Annotated in this window: 18 protein-coding genes; 10 read left to right on the top strand and 8 right to left on the bottom strand. The window is 74.2% G+C overall.

Annotated elements, in window-relative coordinates:
• Positions 1–58: 58 nt before the first annotated feature.
• From ACH4VX_RS20385 to ACH4VX_RS20360, 6 genes are all read right to left on the bottom strand, one after another.
• A complete protein-coding gene (locus tag ACH4VX_RS20385; protein ID WP_398368798.1) occupies positions 59–283 on the bottom strand; it encodes a hypothetical protein in 225 nt (74 codons plus the stop codon).
• A gap of 149 nt (positions 284–432) precedes the next feature.
• Positions 433–696, bottom strand: a complete 264-nt coding sequence (locus ACH4VX_RS20380; RefSeq protein ID WP_030858004.1) for a hypothetical protein — start codon at positions 694–696, stop codon at positions 433–435.
• Between the two features lie 188 nt (positions 697–884).
• A complete protein-coding gene (locus tag ACH4VX_RS20375) occupies positions 885–1,751 on the bottom strand; it encodes a tyrosinase family protein (protein ID WP_398368797.1) in 867 nt (288 codons plus the stop codon).
• The gene (locus ACH4VX_RS20370; protein ID WP_398368796.1) at positions 1,735–2,187 is read right to left on the bottom strand and encodes a tyrosinase family oxidase copper chaperone; all 453 of its coding nucleotides are present in this window, start codon (positions 2,185–2,187) and stop codon (positions 1,735–1,737) included. Before ACH4VX_RS20370 ends, ACH4VX_RS20375 begins: the two co-directional genes overlap by 17 nt.
• A gap of 93 nt (positions 2,188–2,280) precedes the next feature.
• Entirely contained in the window at positions 2,281–2,553 is a 273-nt protein-coding gene (locus ACH4VX_RS20365) for a hypothetical protein (RefSeq protein WP_398368795.1), read from the bottom strand.
• A 142-nt stretch (positions 2,554–2,695) separates the two neighbouring features.
• Positions 2,696–3,403: a hypothetical protein gene (locus tag ACH4VX_RS20360; protein WP_398368794.1), complete on the bottom strand. Its 708-nt coding sequence runs from the start codon at positions 3,401–3,403 to the stop codon at positions 2,696–2,698.
• Between the two features lie 330 nt (positions 3,404–3,733).
• On the opposite strand from ACH4VX_RS20360, the gene ACH4VX_RS20355 reads away from it, so the two are divergent.
• From ACH4VX_RS20355 to ACH4VX_RS20320, 8 genes are read left to right on the top strand one after another with little or no spacing between them, the layout of a single operon-like run.
• The gene (locus tag ACH4VX_RS20355) at positions 3,734–4,822 is read left to right on the top strand and encodes a DUF3344 domain-containing protein (protein WP_398368793.1); all 1,089 of its coding nucleotides are present in this window, start codon (positions 3,734–3,736) and stop codon (positions 4,820–4,822) included.
• Positions 4,823–4,860: 38 nt separating this feature from the next.
• Positions 4,861–6,105 carry a glycosyltransferase gene (locus ACH4VX_RS20350; protein WP_398368906.1) on the top strand — a complete coding sequence of 415 codons (1,245 nt, stop codon included), beginning with the start codon at positions 4,861–4,863 and terminating at the stop codon, positions 6,103–6,105.
• The gene (locus ACH4VX_RS20345) at positions 6,102–7,526 is read left to right on the top strand and encodes an exopolysaccharide biosynthesis polyprenyl glycosylphosphotransferase (protein ID WP_398368792.1); all 1,425 of its coding nucleotides are present in this window, start codon (positions 6,102–6,104) and stop codon (positions 7,524–7,526) included. The genes ACH4VX_RS20350 and ACH4VX_RS20345 overlap by 4 nt, the downstream gene beginning before the upstream one ends.
• A 6-nt stretch (positions 7,527–7,532) precedes the next feature.
• Positions 7,533–8,876 (top strand): O-antigen ligase family protein, encoded by a 1,344-nt coding sequence (locus tag ACH4VX_RS20340; RefSeq protein ID WP_398368791.1) that lies wholly within the window; start codon positions 7,533–7,535, stop codon positions 8,874–8,876.
• The gene (gene murJ / locus ACH4VX_RS20335; protein WP_398368790.1) at positions 8,873–10,795 is read left to right on the top strand and encodes a murein biosynthesis integral membrane protein MurJ; all 1,923 of its coding nucleotides are present in this window, start codon (positions 8,873–8,875) and stop codon (positions 10,793–10,795) included. Before ACH4VX_RS20340 ends, murJ begins: the two co-directional genes overlap by 4 nt.
• Positions 10,779–11,543: a polysaccharide deacetylase family protein gene (locus ACH4VX_RS20330; RefSeq protein WP_398368789.1), complete on the top strand. Its 765-nt coding sequence runs from the start codon at positions 10,779–10,781 to the stop codon at positions 11,541–11,543. The genes murJ and ACH4VX_RS20330 overlap by 17 nt, the downstream gene beginning before the upstream one ends.
• Positions 11,543–12,679: a glycosyltransferase gene (locus tag ACH4VX_RS20325; protein ID WP_398368788.1), complete on the top strand. Its 1,137-nt coding sequence runs from the start codon at positions 11,543–11,545 to the stop codon at positions 12,677–12,679. Before ACH4VX_RS20330 ends, ACH4VX_RS20325 begins: the two co-directional genes overlap by 1 nt.
• Before the next feature lie 52 nt (positions 12,680–12,731).
• Positions 12,732–13,382 (top strand): lipopolysaccharide biosynthesis protein, encoded by a 651-nt coding sequence (locus ACH4VX_RS20320; protein WP_398368787.1) that lies wholly within the window; start codon positions 12,732–12,734, stop codon positions 13,380–13,382.
• A 16-nt stretch (positions 13,383–13,398) separates the two neighbouring features.
• On the opposite strand, the gene ACH4VX_RS20315 is transcribed toward ACH4VX_RS20320, so the two are convergent.
• Positions 13,399–14,700, bottom strand: a complete 1,302-nt coding sequence (locus tag ACH4VX_RS20315) for a glycoside hydrolase family 26 protein (RefSeq protein ID WP_398368786.1) — start codon at positions 14,698–14,700, stop codon at positions 13,399–13,401.
• 170 nt (positions 14,701–14,870) lie between these two features.
• Here ACH4VX_RS20315 and ACH4VX_RS20310 point away from each other — a divergent pair, with 170 nt between their 5' ends.
• Positions 14,871–16,133 (top strand): ATP-grasp domain-containing protein, encoded by a 1,263-nt coding sequence (locus ACH4VX_RS20310; protein WP_398368785.1) that lies wholly within the window; start codon positions 14,871–14,873, stop codon positions 16,131–16,133.
• Between the two features lie 2 nt (positions 16,134–16,135).
• Positions 16,136–17,401 (top strand): NAD(P)-binding domain-containing protein, encoded by a 1,266-nt coding sequence (locus ACH4VX_RS20305; protein ID WP_398368904.1) that lies wholly within the window; start codon positions 16,136–16,138, stop codon positions 17,399–17,401.
• Between the two features lie 117 nt (positions 17,402–17,518).
• Here ACH4VX_RS20305 and ACH4VX_RS20300 read toward each other — a convergent pair whose 3' ends face one another.
• Positions 17,519–18,493: a chaplin family protein gene (locus tag ACH4VX_RS20300; RefSeq protein ID WP_398368784.1), complete on the bottom strand. Its 975-nt coding sequence runs from the start codon at positions 18,491–18,493 to the stop codon at positions 17,519–17,521.
• Positions 18,494–18,541: the final 48 nt, after the last annotated feature.

The following is an 18,541-nucleotide window of genomic DNA, read 5'->3' as shown; positions in this document are numbered from 1 at the left end:
GACCCCGCAGGGTCCCGGCCATTCTCCGCCACGCGGTAAGACCTGGGCGACAGACGTGTCAGGATTCCAGTCCCCCGGGACGGATGATGACGATGCTGTTGCAGTCGACGTCTCCCCCACCGGAGCAGGTCTGCGACTGGACGCAGCTGATGGTTTCACCGTCGCCGACGCACGTGCCGGCACCGTCGTCGGCGAGGGCCTGGGTGGCACCGAAACCGACCAGGGCAAAGCTCCCCAGGATTCCGGCTGCCGCTGTCGCTGCGATCTTCTTCGAGTTGAGCATCTACCTGTTTTCCTTATGCGGTCGACCCTCCCCACTGGCGGGAGAGTCGTTCCGATCAATTGGGTGCGGCCAACAAGCCGAGGAGTCCCGGGGCTCGAACAACTGGGTTCGAGCCCCGAGACTTGCCTAGATCACTTGATCAGTGATCGTCAGCCAACACCGAGGATGGAGTTGCACTCCACAGAGGTGGCGCCCGCCGACGGGTTGCCAACACCGATCACGTTGGCAGCAACGTTGGTGTCCTGCAGGCCGATCAGCGCCTGCTGGAAGTTGGCCTCACCCGTGCAGGAGTGGCTCTGCTCGCTGTCGAGCTTGAAGCTCGGCTCGTCTCCGGCGTGGCTGACGCCAGCACCAAGGAAGCCAACGCTGCCGAGCATGGCCACGACGACCGCGGCCTTCTGGAACTTACGCATTACCTCTCCGTTCTCGTTGTGTCGGCACGTTCCGTTATGGCCCGTTCACCGACAGTCATGACTATAGGGGATGTTTTGCGGGGCTTCACAATCAAAACGCCCAATTGCGTAATTTTCCTGTGAAGATGCAGGTCAGCGCGGTGCGAGGGGGTATCAGATGGCCGAACGGGAGGCGCGGACGAGTCGTGTCACGCGTAGCGGTACGTCCCGCTGACGTCCTCCAGTTCGCCGGGGGTCGCGTCCCACGGCGGCAGCTTCTCGCGGCGGGACACGATCCGGCCGTGCTGCTCGTCGCCGGAGCCCGGCGCGGTCGCGGGCAGATAGCGGGCCCCGTCGTGCCGGCGCTGCCAGCGGTACCACTGCAGGTCGACGAAGGCGTGGTGCAGCCAGAAGACGGGGTCGTTGACGGAGGCGGCGGAGAGCATGACCCCGCCGACCCAGCGGTGCACCCGGTTGTGGTTGCGCCACGAGACGCTGCCCCGGCCGGTGCCCCAGCCCTCCATCCTGTTGCGGAAGCCCCGCGTGACCGTCGAGTCCCAGGGCGCCACGTCGTAGGCGGGCTCCTTCAGCGCCCACTCCAGATCGCTCTTGCCCGGCAGGTCGATCGGGTTGTCCCGGCGGCCGAGGTCCCGGGTGAGGAACTCCCCCTCGGTCACGCCCACCCGGATCGTCCAGCCGCCCTCCCGGTACGCGAACGGGCCCGTCGTCACCTGGCGGTCGGAACGGCGCCCGTTGCCGCCGAGGAGGTCCGCCGTCCACGGTGCCGAGCGGGCCGTGCGGTCGCGGGTCCAGTCCCAGTACGGCAGGGTCACCGAGGAGTCCACCCGGCGCAGGGCCTCCTCCAGGTCGAGCAGGAACCGGCGGTGCCAGGGCAGGAAGGAGGGCGCCATGTGCGCGGTGCGCAGACCCCGTTCGCCGTCGGAGGAGTAGTACGCGAGATGCGTGCGCACGAACTCGTCGTACTCCCCGCGCCGCTTGACCTCGAGCAGCGCGTTCACGAACCGGCGCTTCTCGGTCGCCGTGAGGGTGGCGGCGTCCTTACGCACGTACGCCATGCCGGCCTCCCCGGTGCTCGTGCCGCGGTTCCGTACCCGCCTCGCGCAGTCGCTCGCCGGGGGCGAGGGCGTCCACGGCGGCGCGGGCGGCGTCGAGCGGTGTCGGGTAGGAGCAGTAGTGGTCGACCATGCTCAGCCAGGTGCCGTCGGCCCGGCGCATCAGGTGCAGGGGGCGGCCGTCGAGGGTGACGTGCCAGTGGCCGTCCGCGGCCCGCACCCCCTGGACACGGCGGCCTCGGTGCATCCGGTCGAAGGAGGCGCGGTCCGGGGCCTTCCCGGGTGCGGTGCGCGGTGCGCGGAAGGCGGCGAGCAGCGGCGCCAGGGCCGCGGCGAGCGCGCCGGTACGCAGTCCGCGCGCCACGTCCCGCCGTGTTCTGCCCCCCGGCGCGGGCGGCGGCTGCGCGCCTTCCGGGGTTTCGTCGATGCCGATGACCATCGGTCCAGCTCCCTTGTCCGTACGGTTGTCCACAGGGGCAAACGAAATCCGGCCCCCAGTGGAAACTGGGGGCCGGATTTCGCGGGGGTGCTTTCAGGCGTGCAGCCCCAGGTCGCCGTGGACCGGCTTGGCGTCGTTCACCGTGGCCGCCGCTTCCTTCGTCGTGCCGAGCAGCGATTCGTCGTCGGTGTCGACGAGCGTCTCCGACTCGTGCACCGGCATCAGCTCGAAGGGGACCGCGGTGCGCAGGCCGGTGTCGACACCGGTCTGCGCCAGGTCGAGGGACTCCGCGTACGCGGGCGCGGCGGCACCGGCGGCGATCAGGGTTCCGGCGAGGACGGCGGCAGCCTTCAGGGACTTCATCATGTTCCTTTCTTCGGCAACGCGGGGACCGGTCGCCGGAGGGGAATTCTGTCGCCGTGCCCAACGATCCCCGGCCGGAGCGGAAACCGTAAAGCGAAAGATTGGCAAGTCCTCATATGAGAGTTTTTCGAGGACGGCGGGGTTTTTACGAGGATGCCGCGGACGGCAGCAGCAGCGAGGTGAGCGCGGGGAGCGTGACGCCCGGGAGCAACGGCGTCTGCGCGGGGGCGGCCGGCGCGGGCAGGGTCGACGCCTGGGGCCCGGTGTCGAGCAGGGCGTCGACGAGGTCGTGCACCCGGGCCGCCAACTCGCTGCCCAGCGTGGGTTCCTGAGCGGTGCTCCCGTCCGCGTCCGCGGTGGCGTCGGTGGCGGTGTCGGGCCGGAGCAGGTCGAGGAGGCTGTCGAGGGCCTCCCGCAGGGCGGCCATCTCCTCGCTCGTGAGGTCGTCCCCGGAGACGGTCGGTTGTGTGTCGTCCGTCGTCGTGACCGACGGCGACGATGACGGCTCGGTCGTGGTGGTCTCAGTGGTGGTGGCCTCGGTCATGACCACCGGGTCCTCGTCGGCCGCCTGCGCCAGGGCGTCCTTCGCCGCGTCGCCCAGCTTCCCGGCCCTGCCGGAGGGCAGACTGCCGTCGTCCGTCTCGAGCACGGCCTTCAGCAGGTCGACCACCGGGGCGAGTCCGGGCTCATCCGTGTCGACGGCCCTGACCTGCGCGAGCAGTGCGGCGGGGGACGTCGCGCGGTCGCGCTCGGGAGCCGTGTCGGCCGCCATGGCGGCCGGGCCGGTGAGGCCGGCAAGAAGGGCGGCGCACAGCGCGCCGAGTGCGATGCGCCGGACGGGCAGAGCACGCATGGAGGTTCCTTTCGCGGGCTTCGGATCGTGAAGCCCACCGTGAGAGCGCCCCGGGACCCCCGCAACCGGACGTGCGCCATTCGGTTCCCCGCCCTCACCCGCTGCGCGTTCCGCCTGACGAGTCCCCGAGGAGGCGGCGCGCCGGGCCGCCCGTCCCCCGGGGACAGGTTTCACGATTCCAACACACTCGCCACCTTTCAACGAATTTCGGTGAATTTGTCCGCTTCATGACTAGAGTTGCGAACCTCCGAAACACCCTCATGGGCGGCCGCATCGCACTCGTCCCCGCTGCCTGCCACCGCCACCCTGTTCCGAAAGGCTCCGACGGTCATGCGTCAATCCCTGGGTCAGCTGCTCCGCCACGCGGCAGTGGGCGTCTTCTCCCTCGCAGCGATGTGGGCACCCTGCGGCTCCGCGGCCGCCGCGCCGGTCGCTCCCGCCCCGGAGGCCGACGGCCTCGCCTTCTCCGAGCGGTACCGCGCGGTCCAGCACGGCGGCATCGTGCGGGCCTCCAACACCTCCGCCACCTGCCGTCCCCAGGTGTCCTCGTGCCGGGACGTGCAGGCCGGCGCGCAGGGGGCGAACGGCGACTTCGACATGGGCTACATCGACGTCGACCGGGACCCGAACACGTACAACTCCTCCCGCGCGGAGGTCCGTCTGCCCGCCGGCTCCCGGGTGACGTACGCCCGTCTGTACTGGGGCGGCAACCTGCTCGCCGGCGAGCAGAAGCCGTGGCAGGACAACGGGCGGGTGCTGATCGCCGAGCCCGGCGGGGAGTACAAGGAGCTGCTCGCCGACACGGTGGTGGGGCACCGGGTGGCGGACGGCGCGGACGCCTTCCAGGCCTCGGCGGACGTGACGGGGCTGGTGCGGGACAGCGCGCCGGGTCTGTACACGGTGGCGCAGGTCAACGTGGCCATGGGCGGATCGGCGGCCGGGACCTGGGGCGGCTGGACGCTGGTGGTGGCGTACGAGAACCCGGCGGAACCGCTGCGGCACCTCGCGCTCTGGGACGGCTTCGCCCCACTGGGCGGCCGCTCGGGGGTCGAGATGCCGCTGCGCGGCCTGCCGTTCGCGGCGGGCGCCGGGGGCCGGGCGGGGCTGGTGGCGTACAACGGCGACCGCGGCACCACCGGCGACTCGCTCGTCCTCAGCACCGACGGGCCGACCCCCACCGCGTTCACCGACCGGGCCAATCCCTTCGACGACGTCCTGAACTCCACCATCGCCGACCCCGGCGGCGCGTCCCCCGCGCGGGTGCCGGCGTACGCCAACACCCTCGGCTACGACTCCGACGTGTTCGACCTCGAAGGGGGCCTGCCGCACGCCGGTGACCGGGCGGCCTTCCGGCTCACGTCCCAGCGGGACGCGGCATGGGCGGGCGTGCTCTTCGCCGCCGTCGACGCCCGGCGATGAACGCCTCCACGCCGAACGTCTTCGGGAGCGAGGAGAACATGCCCGTGGACCCGTCGGCCGTCGGCCGGCGGCCGCGGGTCCTGCACCTCACCCAGCCGGTGGACGGCGGAGTGGCGCGTGTCGTGACGGACCTGGTGCGGGCCCAGCTCGCGGACGGCCTGGACGTCACCGCGGTCTGCCCCGACAGCGCGCTCACCGGCCAGCTGCGGTCGCTCGGCGCGCACGTACGGCACTGGAGGGCGACGCGTTCGCCGGGCGCCTCGCTGGCGCGGGAGGTACGGCAGCTGGCCCGGCTGATCGACGAGGTGCGCCCCGATCTGGTGCACGCGCACAGCGCGAAGGCCGGGCTCGCCGGGCGGCTCGCGGTGCGCGGGCGCATCCCCACGGTGTTCCAGCCGCACGCCTGGTCGTTCGAGGCGGTGGGCGGGAGCACGGCGGCCCTCGCGCTGCGCTGGGAGCGGTGGGCGGCACGCTGGGCCGCGCGGGTGGTGTGCGTGAGCGAGGCGGAACGCGCCACCGGCGTGCACGCCGGGATCACCGGCCGCTGGACCGTCGTACCCAACGGCATCGACCCCGACCGTTTCCGCCCGGTGCCCGCAGGACCCGTACGGGCCGGGCTCGCGCCGCTGGCCGGGCTGCGCGCCGAGGCGCCGCTCGCCGTGTGTGTGGGCCGGCTGTGCCGGCAGAAGGGGCAGGACGTCCTGCTGCGGGCCTGGAACGCCGTACTGCGCCGGGTGCCCGACGCCCGTCTCGTACTGGTCGGCGACGGGCCGGACCATGACCGGCTGCGCGCGGTCGCACCCGGGTCCGTGCTGTTCGCGGGGGCCGTCGCGGACGCCTCCCCCTGGTACCAGGCCGCCGACCTCGTCGTCCTGCCGTCCCGCTGGGAGGGCATGGCGCTGGCCCCGCTGGAGGCGATGGCCTGCGGGCGGCCCGTGGTCGTCACGGACGTCGACGGCGCCCGCGAGAGCCTGCCGCCGTCCTTCGCCGCCCCGTGCGTGGTGCCGGCGGAGGACCCCCGGGCCCTGGCGGGGGCGGTCGGCGGACTGCTGCTCGACCCGGCGCTGCGCGCGTCCCTCGGCGACCGGGGCCGCCGGCACGTGCTGTCCCTCCACGACGTGCGGCACACCGCGCGGGCGGTCACCGACGTCTACCACGACCTGCTCGGCACCCGGCCCGCCGCGACAGGGACACGCCCGTGCCGGGCGGCCGGGGACGCCGAGGCCGACCGGACGGCATCGCCCGTCGAGCCCTCCGAGCACAGGGAGTCCATCCACTCGTGACCGCCGAACGCACCGTGCCCTCCCCCGGCGTACCGCCGCGGGAGCACGGATCCTTCTCGCCCGTCTCCGTCATGCCGCCGCGCGGCACCGACACCGGCCCCCGGCTGCCGGGCGCGCCGCCCCGGGCGGCCTCGGTGCTGCCGCTGCTCGTCGCGGACGGCGCCGCCGTCCTGCCCGCCGCGCTGGTGCTGCCCGGGGCCCAGCGCCATCCGCTGCTCGTCGCCCTGCTGATCGCGGTGTCGCTGCTGCTGCGCCCGCGTGACACCCGGCCACCGGTGCCGGGGCTGCTGGAGGAACTGCCCGCCGTGTGCGGCCGTGTCGCGGTGGCCTGGCCGGCCGGCGCGGCGCTGTGGGCCGCGTACCGGCCGGAGCACGCGCTGTCCGCCGGCACCGTGCTGACCGCACTGGCCGTACAGGCGGCGGCGGCCTGTGCGCTGCGCGCGGCCGTGCACGGGCGGCGGCGGGCCGTGCTGCTGCGCCACCCGCACGCCGCGCTCGTCGTCGGGCCGGTCGCGACCGCGCAGCGCGTGGCCGCCGCCGTGCTGCGCCACCCCCGCTGCGGGGTGCGGCCGGTGGGGATCGTCTCCGGGCAGCCGGACGGCGTCGAGGGCGTGCCGGTGCTGCGCACGGACGAGGAGGTCGAGCGGGCGGTCATCCAGAACGGGGTGCGGGCGGTGCTCGCCGTCCATCCCTCGGCACGGGCCGAACAGGGGCCGCTGCTGCGGGCGCTGGCCGAGTCGGGCTGCGCGGTCTGGGAGGTCGACGCCGACCCGGCGCCGTGCCCGACGCGGGAGCGGCTGGCCGGATTCCCCTGCCGGCGGCTGGACCTCGCCCCGGCGCACGGCGGCGGCCCCGGCAAGCGAATGCTCGACATCCTGGTCTCGGGGACGCTGTTGCTGCTGGCCGGCCCGCTGCTGCTGGTGTGCGCCGTGACGCTGCGGCTCTGTGACGGGCCGGGGGTGGTGTTCCGGCAGGAGCGCATCGGCCGGAACGGGGAGCCGTTCACGCTGCTGAAGTTCCGCACCCACCGCCCGGTCGACGAGCACGAGTCGGCGACCCGGTGGAGCGTGGCGGGCGAGCACGAGATGCGCTGGTTCTGCCGCATGCTGCGGCGCACCTCGCTCGATGAGCTGCTCCAGCTGTGGAACGTGCTCCGCGGCGACATGAGCCTGGTCGGCCCCCGGCCCGAACGGCCTTACTTCGTCGCGCAGTTCAGCCAGACGTATCCCGGTTACGCGGCCCGGCACCGGATGCGTACCGGCATCACCGGTCTGGCGCAGATCCACGGGCTGCGCGGCGACACCTCGATCGAGGACCGCTGCCGGTTCGACAACGCCTACATCGACGACTGGTCGTTGTGGCGGGACGTCTGCATCCTGCTGCGCACCGCGGCCACGCTGGTCCGCCCGACGGGGAGCTGACGCCACGTGAGTCACGCCCTCGTCCCGCTGACCCGCCGGGCCGCCGCCCTGGTGCCGGCCCTGCCGCTGGTGGCGGTGGTCGCCCTGGCGGGCCTGCCGCCGACGGGGGACGGCGCGGGGCCCGCCGACGTGGTGTCCGCGCTGGTGGTCGGGTACTGCGTGATCCGGCTGCTGCGGGAACGGCGGCGTCCGCTGTCGCCCCGCGCGGCCGTGGTGCTGGGGCTGCCGGTCGTGGGGCTGGCGCTCGCCGCGATGGGGGCGGCCTCGCCCCAGGCTGCGTTCGACGGCCTGTGCCGCTATCTGCAGATCTTCGTGCTCGTCCCGGCCGCCGTCCTGGTGCTGCTCCGTGACCGGGCCGGCTTCCGGGCGCTGGCCTGGTCGTTCGTGGGGCTCGCCCTGTGGCAGGGGGCCGTCGGGGTGCACCAGTACGTCACCGGGACCGGCGCCTCGTACCAGGGCGAGACCGTCCGCGCGGTCGGCACCTTCGGGGCACAGGACGTGATGGGCATGGCGACGGCGGTGTCGCTGGGCGTGGTGTGCGCGGCGGGGATCGCGCTGGGGCGGGCCCCGGTGTGGCAGCGGACGGCCGCCGCCGGGTGCGCCCTGGCCCTGGTGCTGCCGCTGGCGCTGTCCTTCAGCCGGGGCGCCTGGATCGCGACCGCGCTGACGTGCGCGGTGCAGCTGGCGCTGGCGGGGCTGCGGCGCGCGTTGAAGGTGGTGGCGGCCGTGGTCGCGGCGGGTGTCGTCCTGATGGGCGGGTTCGGGGTCGGTACGGCGATGCTGCAGGAGCGGATCGACAGCATCACGGAGGTCACCGACACGCCCGACCAGTCCGTCGTCGACCGGTACACCCTGTGGGCGGCGGCGACCGGCATGTGGCGCGAACACCCGTGGACCGGCGTGGGGCTGAAGAGCTTCCCCGAGTACCGCGACGGGCACGCCACCCTGGCGCTGTCCTCGGGCAGCGACATCGAGGGCGCGGGCGAGGAGTACCACAAGCAGGCGCTGCTGTCGCCGCACAGCATGTACCTGCTGGTGCTGAGCGAGCAGGGCCTGATCGGGCTGCTGGCGCTCGCCGGGGGCTGGCTGGCGCTGCTGGTGTGCGCGCTGCGGCGCCTGCTGCGGGCCCGCCGCCGCGGCCCCGGCTTCGACTGCGCGCTCGTCGCCGTCGGCCTCCTGCTCTGGCAGCTCACCGACTTCTTCTACGGCGACATCGGCGGCCCCTCGACGGTCCTGACGGGCATGGCCCTGGGCCTGACGGCGTGGTGGGCCCTGTCCTGTGACGACCGGGCGGACGCCGCCCCGCGGGACGGAGCGCCCGCCCGCCTCGAGGAGGCCGCGGCCCGATGACGATGCTGCCTTCACAGACTCCCGGTTCCGGCGCCGCCGGGCCCGAGTCCGGCGGGCTCAAGACCGGCGGTCCCGAAGCGGGCGGATCCCGGACCGGCGGCCCCGCCTCCGACCGGCCCGCGACGGAGACCCCCACGACGGGCGGGCCCCGGCCCACGGACCCCGGACCCACCGGACCCGCCGGGCCCGCCGGACCCACGACCGGCACACGCACGACGACCGGCGGCTCCGCGTCCGGCACGGTCGGTGACGGGGTGGGCGTGCCGCCCGTGGCGGGTGCCGGCCGGCCGGGCGGGGACGGTGGTGAGTCGGGCGCGGTGTCCCGGAGGTTCCTCGCCCGGGCCGCGCTGGGGACGGCGGTGCTGTCCATCGCCGGGTCGTTGCTCGGGCTGGTGCGGGACCAGTCGCTGGCGCGGCTGTTCGGGGCCGGGAGCGACACGGACGCCTTCCTGGTCGCATGGGCCGTGCCGGAGATCGCCGCGACGCTGCTGATCGAGGACGGACTGGCGATCGCGCTGATCCCGGCGTTCAGCATGGCGCTGGCGCGACGGGCCCGGGGCGCGCCCGGCGACCCGGTGCGCGATCTGGTCAGGGCCACCCTGCCGCGGCTGTGCCTGGCCTTCGCCGCGGTGACCGCGCTGGTCGCCGCCGGGGCCCCGTACCTGGTCCGCGCCCTGGCGCCCGGTCTGCCCGATCCCCGCCTCGCCGTCGACTGCACCCGGCTCACCGCGCTCAGCCTGCTGGCCTTCGGGCTCGCCGGGTACTGCAGCGCCGCACTGCGGGCGCACCGCCGTTTCTTCGCGCCGGCGGCGATCTACGTCGCGTACAACACCGGCATCGTGGCGACGATGTTCCTGCTCGGCGGGGAGTGGGGGGTGCGCTCGGCGGCCGTCGGGGTCGCGGTGGGCGGCTGTCTGATGGTGGCGGTGCAACTGCCGTCCCTGTGGCGGCAGCTGACGTCGCGTACTCCCGCTCCCGCTCCCGAGCCGGCCGCGACCGGGCCGGCGGCCGAGGAGGGGACGGTGCGCCTCGCCCTGATCGCCGCCGTGCTGCTGTTCGCGCTGTGCCGCCAGTCGCAGGTCCTCGTCGAACGCTTCCTGGCGTCCTCCCTGCCCGCCGGGTCCATCTCGCACCTCAACTACGCGCAGAAGGTCGCCCAGATCCCGATGACGCTGTCGCTGATGGTGTGCACCGTCACCTTCCCCGTGGTGGCGCGGGCGCTCGCCGACGGCGACACCCGCCGGGCCCGCGCCCGGGTGGAACGGGATCTGGTGCTGGCGTCCTGTGTGGTGCTTGCGGGCATGTGCGCGGTGATCGCCTGCGCCCCGCAGATGATCGAACTGCTCTTCCAGCGCGGGGCGTTCACCGCGGCCGACACCGCCGCGACGGCGAACGTCATGCGCGTGTACGCCCTCGGTCTGCTCGGCCAGACACTCGTGGGCGCCCTCGTCCGCTGCTACTTCTCGACGGGCCGCCCCAGCTGGTACCCCCTCGGCGTGATGGCGGCCGGCATCGCCGCCACGTCGCTGATCGGCGCCGCGACCGTGAGCCGCTGGGGGGTGGCGGGGATCGCCGCCGCCAACGCCTTCGGCATCACCGTCACGGCCGTACTGCTGCTGACCGGCCTGCGCACGGCCCGCCACGGCGACACGGCCGGCGTCTCGATCGGCGTCCGCGAGGTCCTGGGCCGGCTGAGCCGGCCCGTGCTCGCCTCGGTCCTCGCCGTCGCCGCCGGGGCGTTCGCCGCGAGCCGCTTCGAGTCCCCGGTGGCCGCTCTCGCGGCCGGCTGTCCGGCCGTGGCCGCCGTCTTCGCGCCGCTCGCCCTGTCCGTCCCGGTCACCCGGCGCTCCGTATCCGCATCCGCACTGCGCTCCGTACGCACCGTCACACGAAGGCTCACACATGGCCGCACCCGTTGATTCCGTCGCCACCGGCAGACCCTCCGCGCCCCGTCCGGGCCCCGTCCCCTGGGTGGCGATGTACCACTCGGTGGGCGACTGCTCGGACGACCCGTACCGCATCACCGTCACCCCCGAGCGGCTCGGGCGGCAGCTGGCCTGGCTGTGCCGACGAGGGCTGCGCGGTGTGTCCGTCGCCGAACTCCTCGCCGCGCGCGCCCGTGGCGAGGGCCGGGGCCTGGTCGGCCTCACCTTCGACGACGGCTACACCGACTTCCTCACCGGCGCCCTGCCGCTGCTGCACCGCTTCCGCTGCGGCGCCACCCTCTTCGTCCTGCCGGGCCGGCTCGGCGGCGACAACGCCTGGGACCCGCTCGGCCCGCGCAAGCCGCTGCTGACCGCGGACGGCATCCGGCGCGCCGCCGACGGGGGCGTGGAGATCGGCTCCCACGGCCTCACCCACGTCGACCTGACCCGCGTGGACGAGGCCACGCTCACCGCGGAGGTCGCCGGGAGCCGCGCCCGGCTGGAGGAGCTGACCGGCACCCCGGCCGCCGGGTTCTGCTACCCGTACGGCACGGTCGACGCGCGCGCCGTCGAGGCCGTACGGAAAGCGGGCTACGCCTACGCCTGCGCCATCGACCCCGGCCCGCTGACCGGCCCGCACGCCCTGCCGCGGGCGCACGTCGGGCAGAACGACACGGCGTGGCGCCTGCATCTCAAGCTCCGGCTGCACCGGCTGCGCCGGCGCCCGGTGGAGGGCGTGTGATGAGGGCGCTGCACATCATCACCGGGCTCGGTGTCGGCGGTGCCGAGCAGCAGTTGCGGCTGCTGCTGCGTCATCTGCCGGTCGACTGCGACGTGGTGACGCTCACCAACCCCGGCGCGGTCGCCGAAGGGCTCGGCGCCGACGGCGTGCGGGTCGTGCACCTGGGCATGGGCGGCAACCGCGACCTGGCCGCGCTCCCTCGCCTGGTCCGGGTGATCCGCGCCGGCGGCTACGACCTCGTGCACACACATCTGTACCGGGCCTGTGTCTACGGCCGGCTCGCCGCCCGGGTCGCCGGGGTCCGCGCGGTCGTGGCGACCGAACACTCCCTGGGCGACACCCAGATGGAGGGCCGCAGACTGACGGCGGGGGTGCGCGCGCTGTATCTGGCGAGCGAGCGGCTCGGGTCGGCGACGGTCGCCGTCTCCCCGACGGTGGCCGACCGGCTGAAGCGCTGGGGCGTGCCCGCCCCCCGCATCGAGGTCGTCCCCAACGGCGTCGACCTGGACCGTTTCCGCTTCGACCCGCAGCGACGGGAGCACACCCGTCGGCGCCTCGGCCTGCCTCGGGGCGCGTTCGTCGTCGGCGGCGTCGGCCGGCTCACCCGGGGCAAGCGGTTCGACGTCCTCGTCCGCGCGCTCGCCCTGCTGCCGGAGGACCACTGGCTGCTGCTGGTGGGCGGCGGCCCCGAGGAGCACGTGCTGCGCCGCACCGCCCGCGAGGCCGGGGTGGCGGGGCGGGTCCTGTTCACCGGCGAGCGTCCCGGCGTCCCCGACGGCACCCCCGGCCCCGACCTGCCCTCGCTGGTCTCGGCGATGGACCTGTTCGCCTCCCCGTCCGCGGAGGAGGCCTTCGGTCTCGCGGCCGTGGAGGCGCTGGCGTCGGGCCTGCCCGTGCTCTACGCCTCCTGTCCGGCGATCGAGGACCTGCCGCCCGGGACCGGCGCCGGCGCCCGGCGGGTGCGTGGCGGCCCCGGTGCGTACGCCCGCGCGATCACCGAGGTCCGTACGGCGGGCCCCGGACCGCGCACGGCCGGCCGGGCCGCGCACCACTACAGCATCACCCGCAGCACAGCCCGCCTCATGGACGTGTACACGACGGCCGTCGCCGGTTCGTCGCCGCCCGCCGCACCGTAAGCCTCCGCCGCACCGTAAGCCTCCGCCGCACCTTCGAGGGAGCAAGCCCGTCATGACCGACACCCCGACCCGTCGGCGCCGTCCGCCCCTGGACCGTGTCAGAAAGCTGCCGGCCTGGTCCGCGCTGGTGGCAGGCACGCTCCTCGGCAGTCTGCTCGGCGGCGCGTACGGCCTGCTCACGCCCCCGGCGTACACGGCCACCAGTTACGTCGTCGCCGTACCGACCGACAAGGCGACCCCGGACGCGGCCCGCGGTTTCGCGCAGGCGTACGGCCGGGTCGCCACCCAGCTCGCGGTGCTCGGCGACGCGCAGGTGTGGGCCGGGGTGCCGGTGCGCACCCTGCGGGACAGCGTCCGCACGGCGACCTCGCCGGACGCGCCGATGGTCGCCGTCACGGCCACCTCCGCGCAGCCCGGGCTGGCCGTCGACATGGCCAACGCGGTCTCGCGCGCGCTGACCCGGCACGCCGAGGACACCAAGGGCAGCACCCAGGTCCGGCTCGTGCAGTTCTCGCGCGCGGTGCGGCCGGGCAAGCCGTCGTCCGCGTCGTCGGAGGTGACCGCGCTGGTGGGGGCGAGCGCGGGCGGCCTGCTGGGCGGCCTGGTGCTGCTCGCCCGGCCGAGACGGACCGGCCGGGGCGACGACCCCGCCCCCGCCGCCTCGGTACCCGGCCCGGCCACCGCCGCCGATGTGCAGCGGTGACGCGGCCGGGGCGGCCCTAGGGGGTGCGCGACCACCAGTCGAAGCGGAGGCAGAGTTTTCCGCCGAGCCAGTACTCCACCCACCGGCCCAGGTCCAGCGGCGAGCAGTTCTCCGGCGGCAGCGGCGCGTCGGGTGTGGTCGGCGCGGGAGTGGGTGCCGGGGTCTGCGGGGTCTGCGGGGTGGTGTCCGGCTCCCCCTCGTGCGTGCGGCCGTAGAGAACGCTCTTGTAGACGCGGGAGGAGTCCGGGTTGTCGTCGCACTGCCACACCCCGTGCGGGCAGTAGTCGGTCAGCGTGTTGTAGAGCGGTTCGTGCCGGTCGATCCACGCGAGCATGCGCCGCATGTACTCGGGATTGTCGCCGTTGCGGAAAAGCCCCCATTCGGGGTACGAGATCGGCTTTCCGTGGGCCTTCGCGAAATCGACGTGCGCCTGGAGTCCGTACGGCTCCTTCACCTGTTCGTCGAAGGAGCGCCCGGCCGGCTGGTCGTAGGAATCCATTCCGACGATGTCGACCGTGTCGTCCCCGGGGTAGCACTGGGTCCAGGGAACGGCGTCCCGGCCGCGGCTCGGTGTGAAGTCGAACCGGAATTCCTGGCCCGGCACCGCGCGCATGGTCTTCACGATCCGGTTCCAGTACTTCTTCCAGGATTCCGGGTCGGGACCGCAGCGGTGGGTGTAGGTGACGCCGTTCATCTCCCAGCCGAGCACCAGGACCGTGTCCGGCACCTTCAGCTCGACCAGCCGCTCGGCGAGGGCACGGAAGTGATGGTCGAACTCCCCGGCCGCGCCCCGCCGCAGCAGCTGCCGGACCTCGTGATCGGAGACGCCCTCCTCGTTGCGCTCCTGCAGGGGGACGTTGAGGACGAGCATCCGGTCGTCCTCGGCGTTGCGCCAGCGCGCCCACGACTCGAGGAAGCCGATGTCCCCCTCGATGTCGCTCCAGCGGTTGCCGGGCAGGTAGGTGTGGCCGACGCGCAGCTCGGCACCGCCCAGCCAGCGGCTGAGCTGCTCCATGCGGGCCACTCCGCGCGCGTCGGAGGCGAGGAAGGCGCCGAAGGCCGGGACCTTGCGGAGCGGCACCGGCAGGACCGGCGCGGGGACCGACGGGAGGCCGGCTGCCGGGGCTGCGGGGGCCTTCGGGACCTCGGGGGTCGTGGGAACAGCCACGGGCTCGTCCGGGGCCGGCGCCGCCGGACGGGAATCGTCGGTCGGCGCCGGCTCCGTCGTGGGTCCGGCCGCCAGGGCGGCGGCCACGACGACCGCCGCCGCGCCCACGGCCATCGCGCGGGACCGGACCCGCCTGTGCTGTGGGGCCATTGGCTGCTCCTCTTCTCACTCGCGTCCGCCTTCTGCCTGAATCAACCGACCTTGACGAACAGTCATATGAATTCAGGCACAAGACATACGACGACGCCAATGTCACTGCGGCTTTCGAGTGCCGGGCTGACCCGTGCGGGTGAGCCGGTACCAGAGGAAAGTGAGTATTCGTGTCGCTGCTCGACACCCGAGTCCCCGCCGTACTGCTGCGGACCGACCGGAACCCCTTTCACCACGGAACGCTGGGGGCCGTGCGGTCGCTCGGCAGGGCGGGAGTGGAGGTGCATGTCGTCGCCGATTCCACGGGAAGTCCCGTCCGTCGCTCGCGTTATGTCCACAGCATGCATTCCCCGCCGCCACCGGGAGCATCCGCGGAGCAGATCCTCGCCGTGCTGCGCCGGGTGGCCGGCCGGGTGGGGCGCCCGGCCGTGCTGGTCCCGCTGGACGACGCGACCGCGATCGCCGCGGGCCGGCTGCGAGGCGACCTCGCGCCCTCCTACCTGCTGCCCGAGATGCCGGCCACGCTGCCCGAACGCGTCGCCGACAAGGCGGAACTGGCCGCCGTGTGCGCCTCCGCGGACGTTCCGCACCCGCTCACGCTCGTCCCGGACAGTCCGCGGCGGGCCGCCGAGGACGCCCACCGGCTCGGGCTGCCGCTGGTCGCGAAGTGGAGCCGGCCCTGGCTGCTGCCGGCCAGCGGCGGACTGCGCAGCACCCGGCTGCTGCACACCGCGCAGCAGGCCCGGGAGCTGCACGCGCGCACCGCGGAGGCGGGCAGCCCGCTGCTGCTCCAGGAGTACCTGCCGCCGGGCGAGGACCGGGACTGGTTCTTCCACGGCTACGCCGACCGCGCGGGCGCCGTGCGCGCCGGCGGCCCGGGCCGCAAGCGGCTGTCCTGGCCGCGCGGCGCGGGGCTGACCGCGGTGGGCCACTGGACGCCCAACCCCGAGGTCCGGGCGCTCGCCGAACGGCTCACCGGCGAACTCGGCTACCGCGGCGTCTTCGACCTCGACTTCCGTCGTTGCGGCACGACCGGCCGCTACCACCTCCTCGACTTCAACCCGCGCCCCGGCGCCCAGTTCCGGCTCTTCGCGGACAGCGCGGGACTGGACGTCGTACGCGCCCTGCACCTGGATCTGACCGGACGGCCGCTGCCGGACGGGGATCCGGTGGCCGGGCGGTCGTTCGTGGTGGAGAACTACGCGCCGTTCGCCGCGCTGCGCACGGCGTCCGGCGGACGCGAACTGGCCTGGTACGCCAGGGACGACCGCGCCCCCGGATGGGCGATGTGGGCCCTGTGGGCCCGCCACGTGTCCGGTCGGCTGCGGCAGCGGCTGGGCGCGGCGGCTTCCGTGCCGGCGCCCCGCCCGGTCCCCCGGGCGGCCGCGCCCTGCCCGACCTCCCCGACCGACAACGAGAAAGCGAGCAGCTGATGATGTACGACCTCCTGGTGGTGGGCGCCGGTCCGTACGGTCTGTCGATCGCGTCCCACGCCGCGGCCGCCGGGCTGAACGTGCGTGTGTTCGGCCGGCCCATGGCGTCCTGGCGGGACCACATGCCCGGCGGCATGTTCCTGAAGTCGGAGCCGTGGGCGTCCAACCTGTCCGACCCGGGCGGGCGCTGGAAGCTGGACGCGTACTGCGCCGAACAGGGCCTGACGGCACGTCACGCGCACCCGATCCCGGTGGAGGCGTTCGCGTCGTACGGCCTGTGGTTCGCCCGCAACGCCGTGCCGGAGGTGGACGAGCGCACGATCACCCGGGTGTCGTCCGGCCCCGACGGTTTCACGGCGGTCACCGAGGACGGGCAGGCGCTGCACGCGCGGACGGTGGCGCTGGCGGTCGGGGTGATGCCGTTCATCGAGGTGCCGCCGACCCTGCGCGGGCTGCACCCCACGCTGGTGACGCACAGCAGTCACCACAGCGACCTGGGCCACTTCCAGGGCAAGGACGTCACGGTGATCGGTGGCGGCCAGGCGGCCCTGGAGACCGCGGCGCTCCTCGCGGAGCAGGGCACGCGGGTACGGGTGCTGGCGCGGGCGGAGCGGCTGCGGTGGAACGACGTGCCGCCGCCCTGGGAGCGGCCGTGGTGGCAGTCGGTCCGCTCGCCGCACAGCGGTCTCGGGCCCGGCTGGCGGAACTGGTTCTACTCCGAGCGCCCCGGTCTGTTCCGGCGGCTGCCGCAGACGTCCCGGTCGCGGATCGCGGCCACGGCCCTGGGGCCCGCGGGCGCGTGGTGGGTGCGGGACCGGGTGGAGCGGGCGGTGGACCTGCTGCCGGGCCAGGAGGTCACCGCGGCCGCCGCGGTGCCGGGCGGGCTGCGCCTGGACCTGGCCGGCCGTGACGGCTCCCGGCGCTCCCTGGAGACCGAGCACGTCATCGCCGCCACGGGGTTCAAGGCGCACCGTGACCGGCTCGGCCTGCTCTCCGCCGAGCTGCGTGGGACGCTGGCGGCGCTGCCGGACGGTTCCCCGGCGCTCGGCCACAGCTTCGAGTCGTCGCACCGGGGACTGTTCCTGGCGGGCCTGGTGACCGCGTCCGGCTTCGGCCCGGCGATGCGCTTCGTGCACGGCGCGACGTTCACGGCGTCGACGCTGGTCCAGGGGGTGCGCCGACGGCTGAGGTCGACGCCGGTGCGCGGGACGGTTCCCGTCCCGGGCGGCGGCAGCCGCAGCGGGGCGCCGTCGCCGGTGAGCGGCTGACGGGCACCGACGATGACGCGTCCCCCGGACCGGGTCGGTCCGGGGGACGCGTCGCTGTACGGGTACGGCTGCCGGGTGGGGCGGGCCCGGCAGCCGACGCCTCAGCGCCTCAGCGCCTCAGCGGCGGGAGGCGAGGCGGCCTCGGCGGTAGAGCATCGCGCCTCCGGTGATCAGGACGGCGCCGGCCGCCGAGGCGGCGATCACGCCGTCACTGCCGGTCTCGGCCAGGTGGGGCGGGTTGCCGGGCACTTCCTCCTCCTCGGCCGGGGGCTTCTCGACCTCGTACGTGGGAGGCGTCTTGACCTTGGTGGGCGGAGCCGGCGTCTCCTTCTCGGGCTCGTCCTCCTCGCCGTAACCGCCGTACCCGCCGTGGTTGACGCAGGTGTTGCCGTAGGCGTCGTCGAACAGCGAGATGACGCGGACGTCGTTGCCGCACGCGTTCACCGGCAGGTGGACGGGCACCTGCACGTTGTTCCCGGACAGCAGACCGGGCGAGTTCTTGGCGGTGCCCACCGCGTGCGCGCCACCGGAGTCGCCGTAGGAGGAGTCGCCGTAGGAGGAGTCCTTGTGCGAGGAGTCGCCGTAGGAGGAGTCACCGTGCGAGGTCTCCTCGTGCGAGCCGTCCGCGGACTTCTCCGTCCGGCCGTGGGAGCCGTTGACGCACGTGTTGTCGGCCGCCTCGTTGAACGCCCCGGCCACGTGCACGCCGTTGCCGCACGCGTTCACCGGCGCGTGGACCGGTGCCTGCACGTTGTTCCCGGACGCCAGCCCGGGCGAGCCCTTGGTGCCGCCCACCGCGTGCGCGCCGCCGTCGGAGTCACCGTGCTTGCCGTCCTCGGACGTGTGGGAGCCGTTGACGCACGTGTTGTCGGCCGCCTCGTTGAACGCTCCGATCACGTGCACGCCATTGCCGCACGCGTTCACCGGCGCGTGGACCGGTGCCTGCACGTTGTTCCCGGACAGCACACCGGGAGAGTCCTCGGCACTGCCCACCGCGTACGAGTCGGCGAGGGCGGGGGTTCCGTACAGGGACAGAATGCCGGTGGCGGCGGCGGCCGCCACGAACACTCCCCTGCTCAGGGTCTGTCGCAATGTGGTTGTCTTCCTGCTTGAAGAAATGGGAGCGGCCACGCGTTCTGG

Source organism: Streptomyces sp. NPDC020731 (genome assembly GCF_044334705.1).
Classification (GTDB): Bacteria; Actinomycetota; Actinomycetes; order Streptomycetales; family Streptomycetaceae; genus Streptomyces.
The sequence above is the reverse complement of the archived record's forward strand: the minus strand, read 5'-3'. Positions and strand labels throughout refer to the sequence as shown.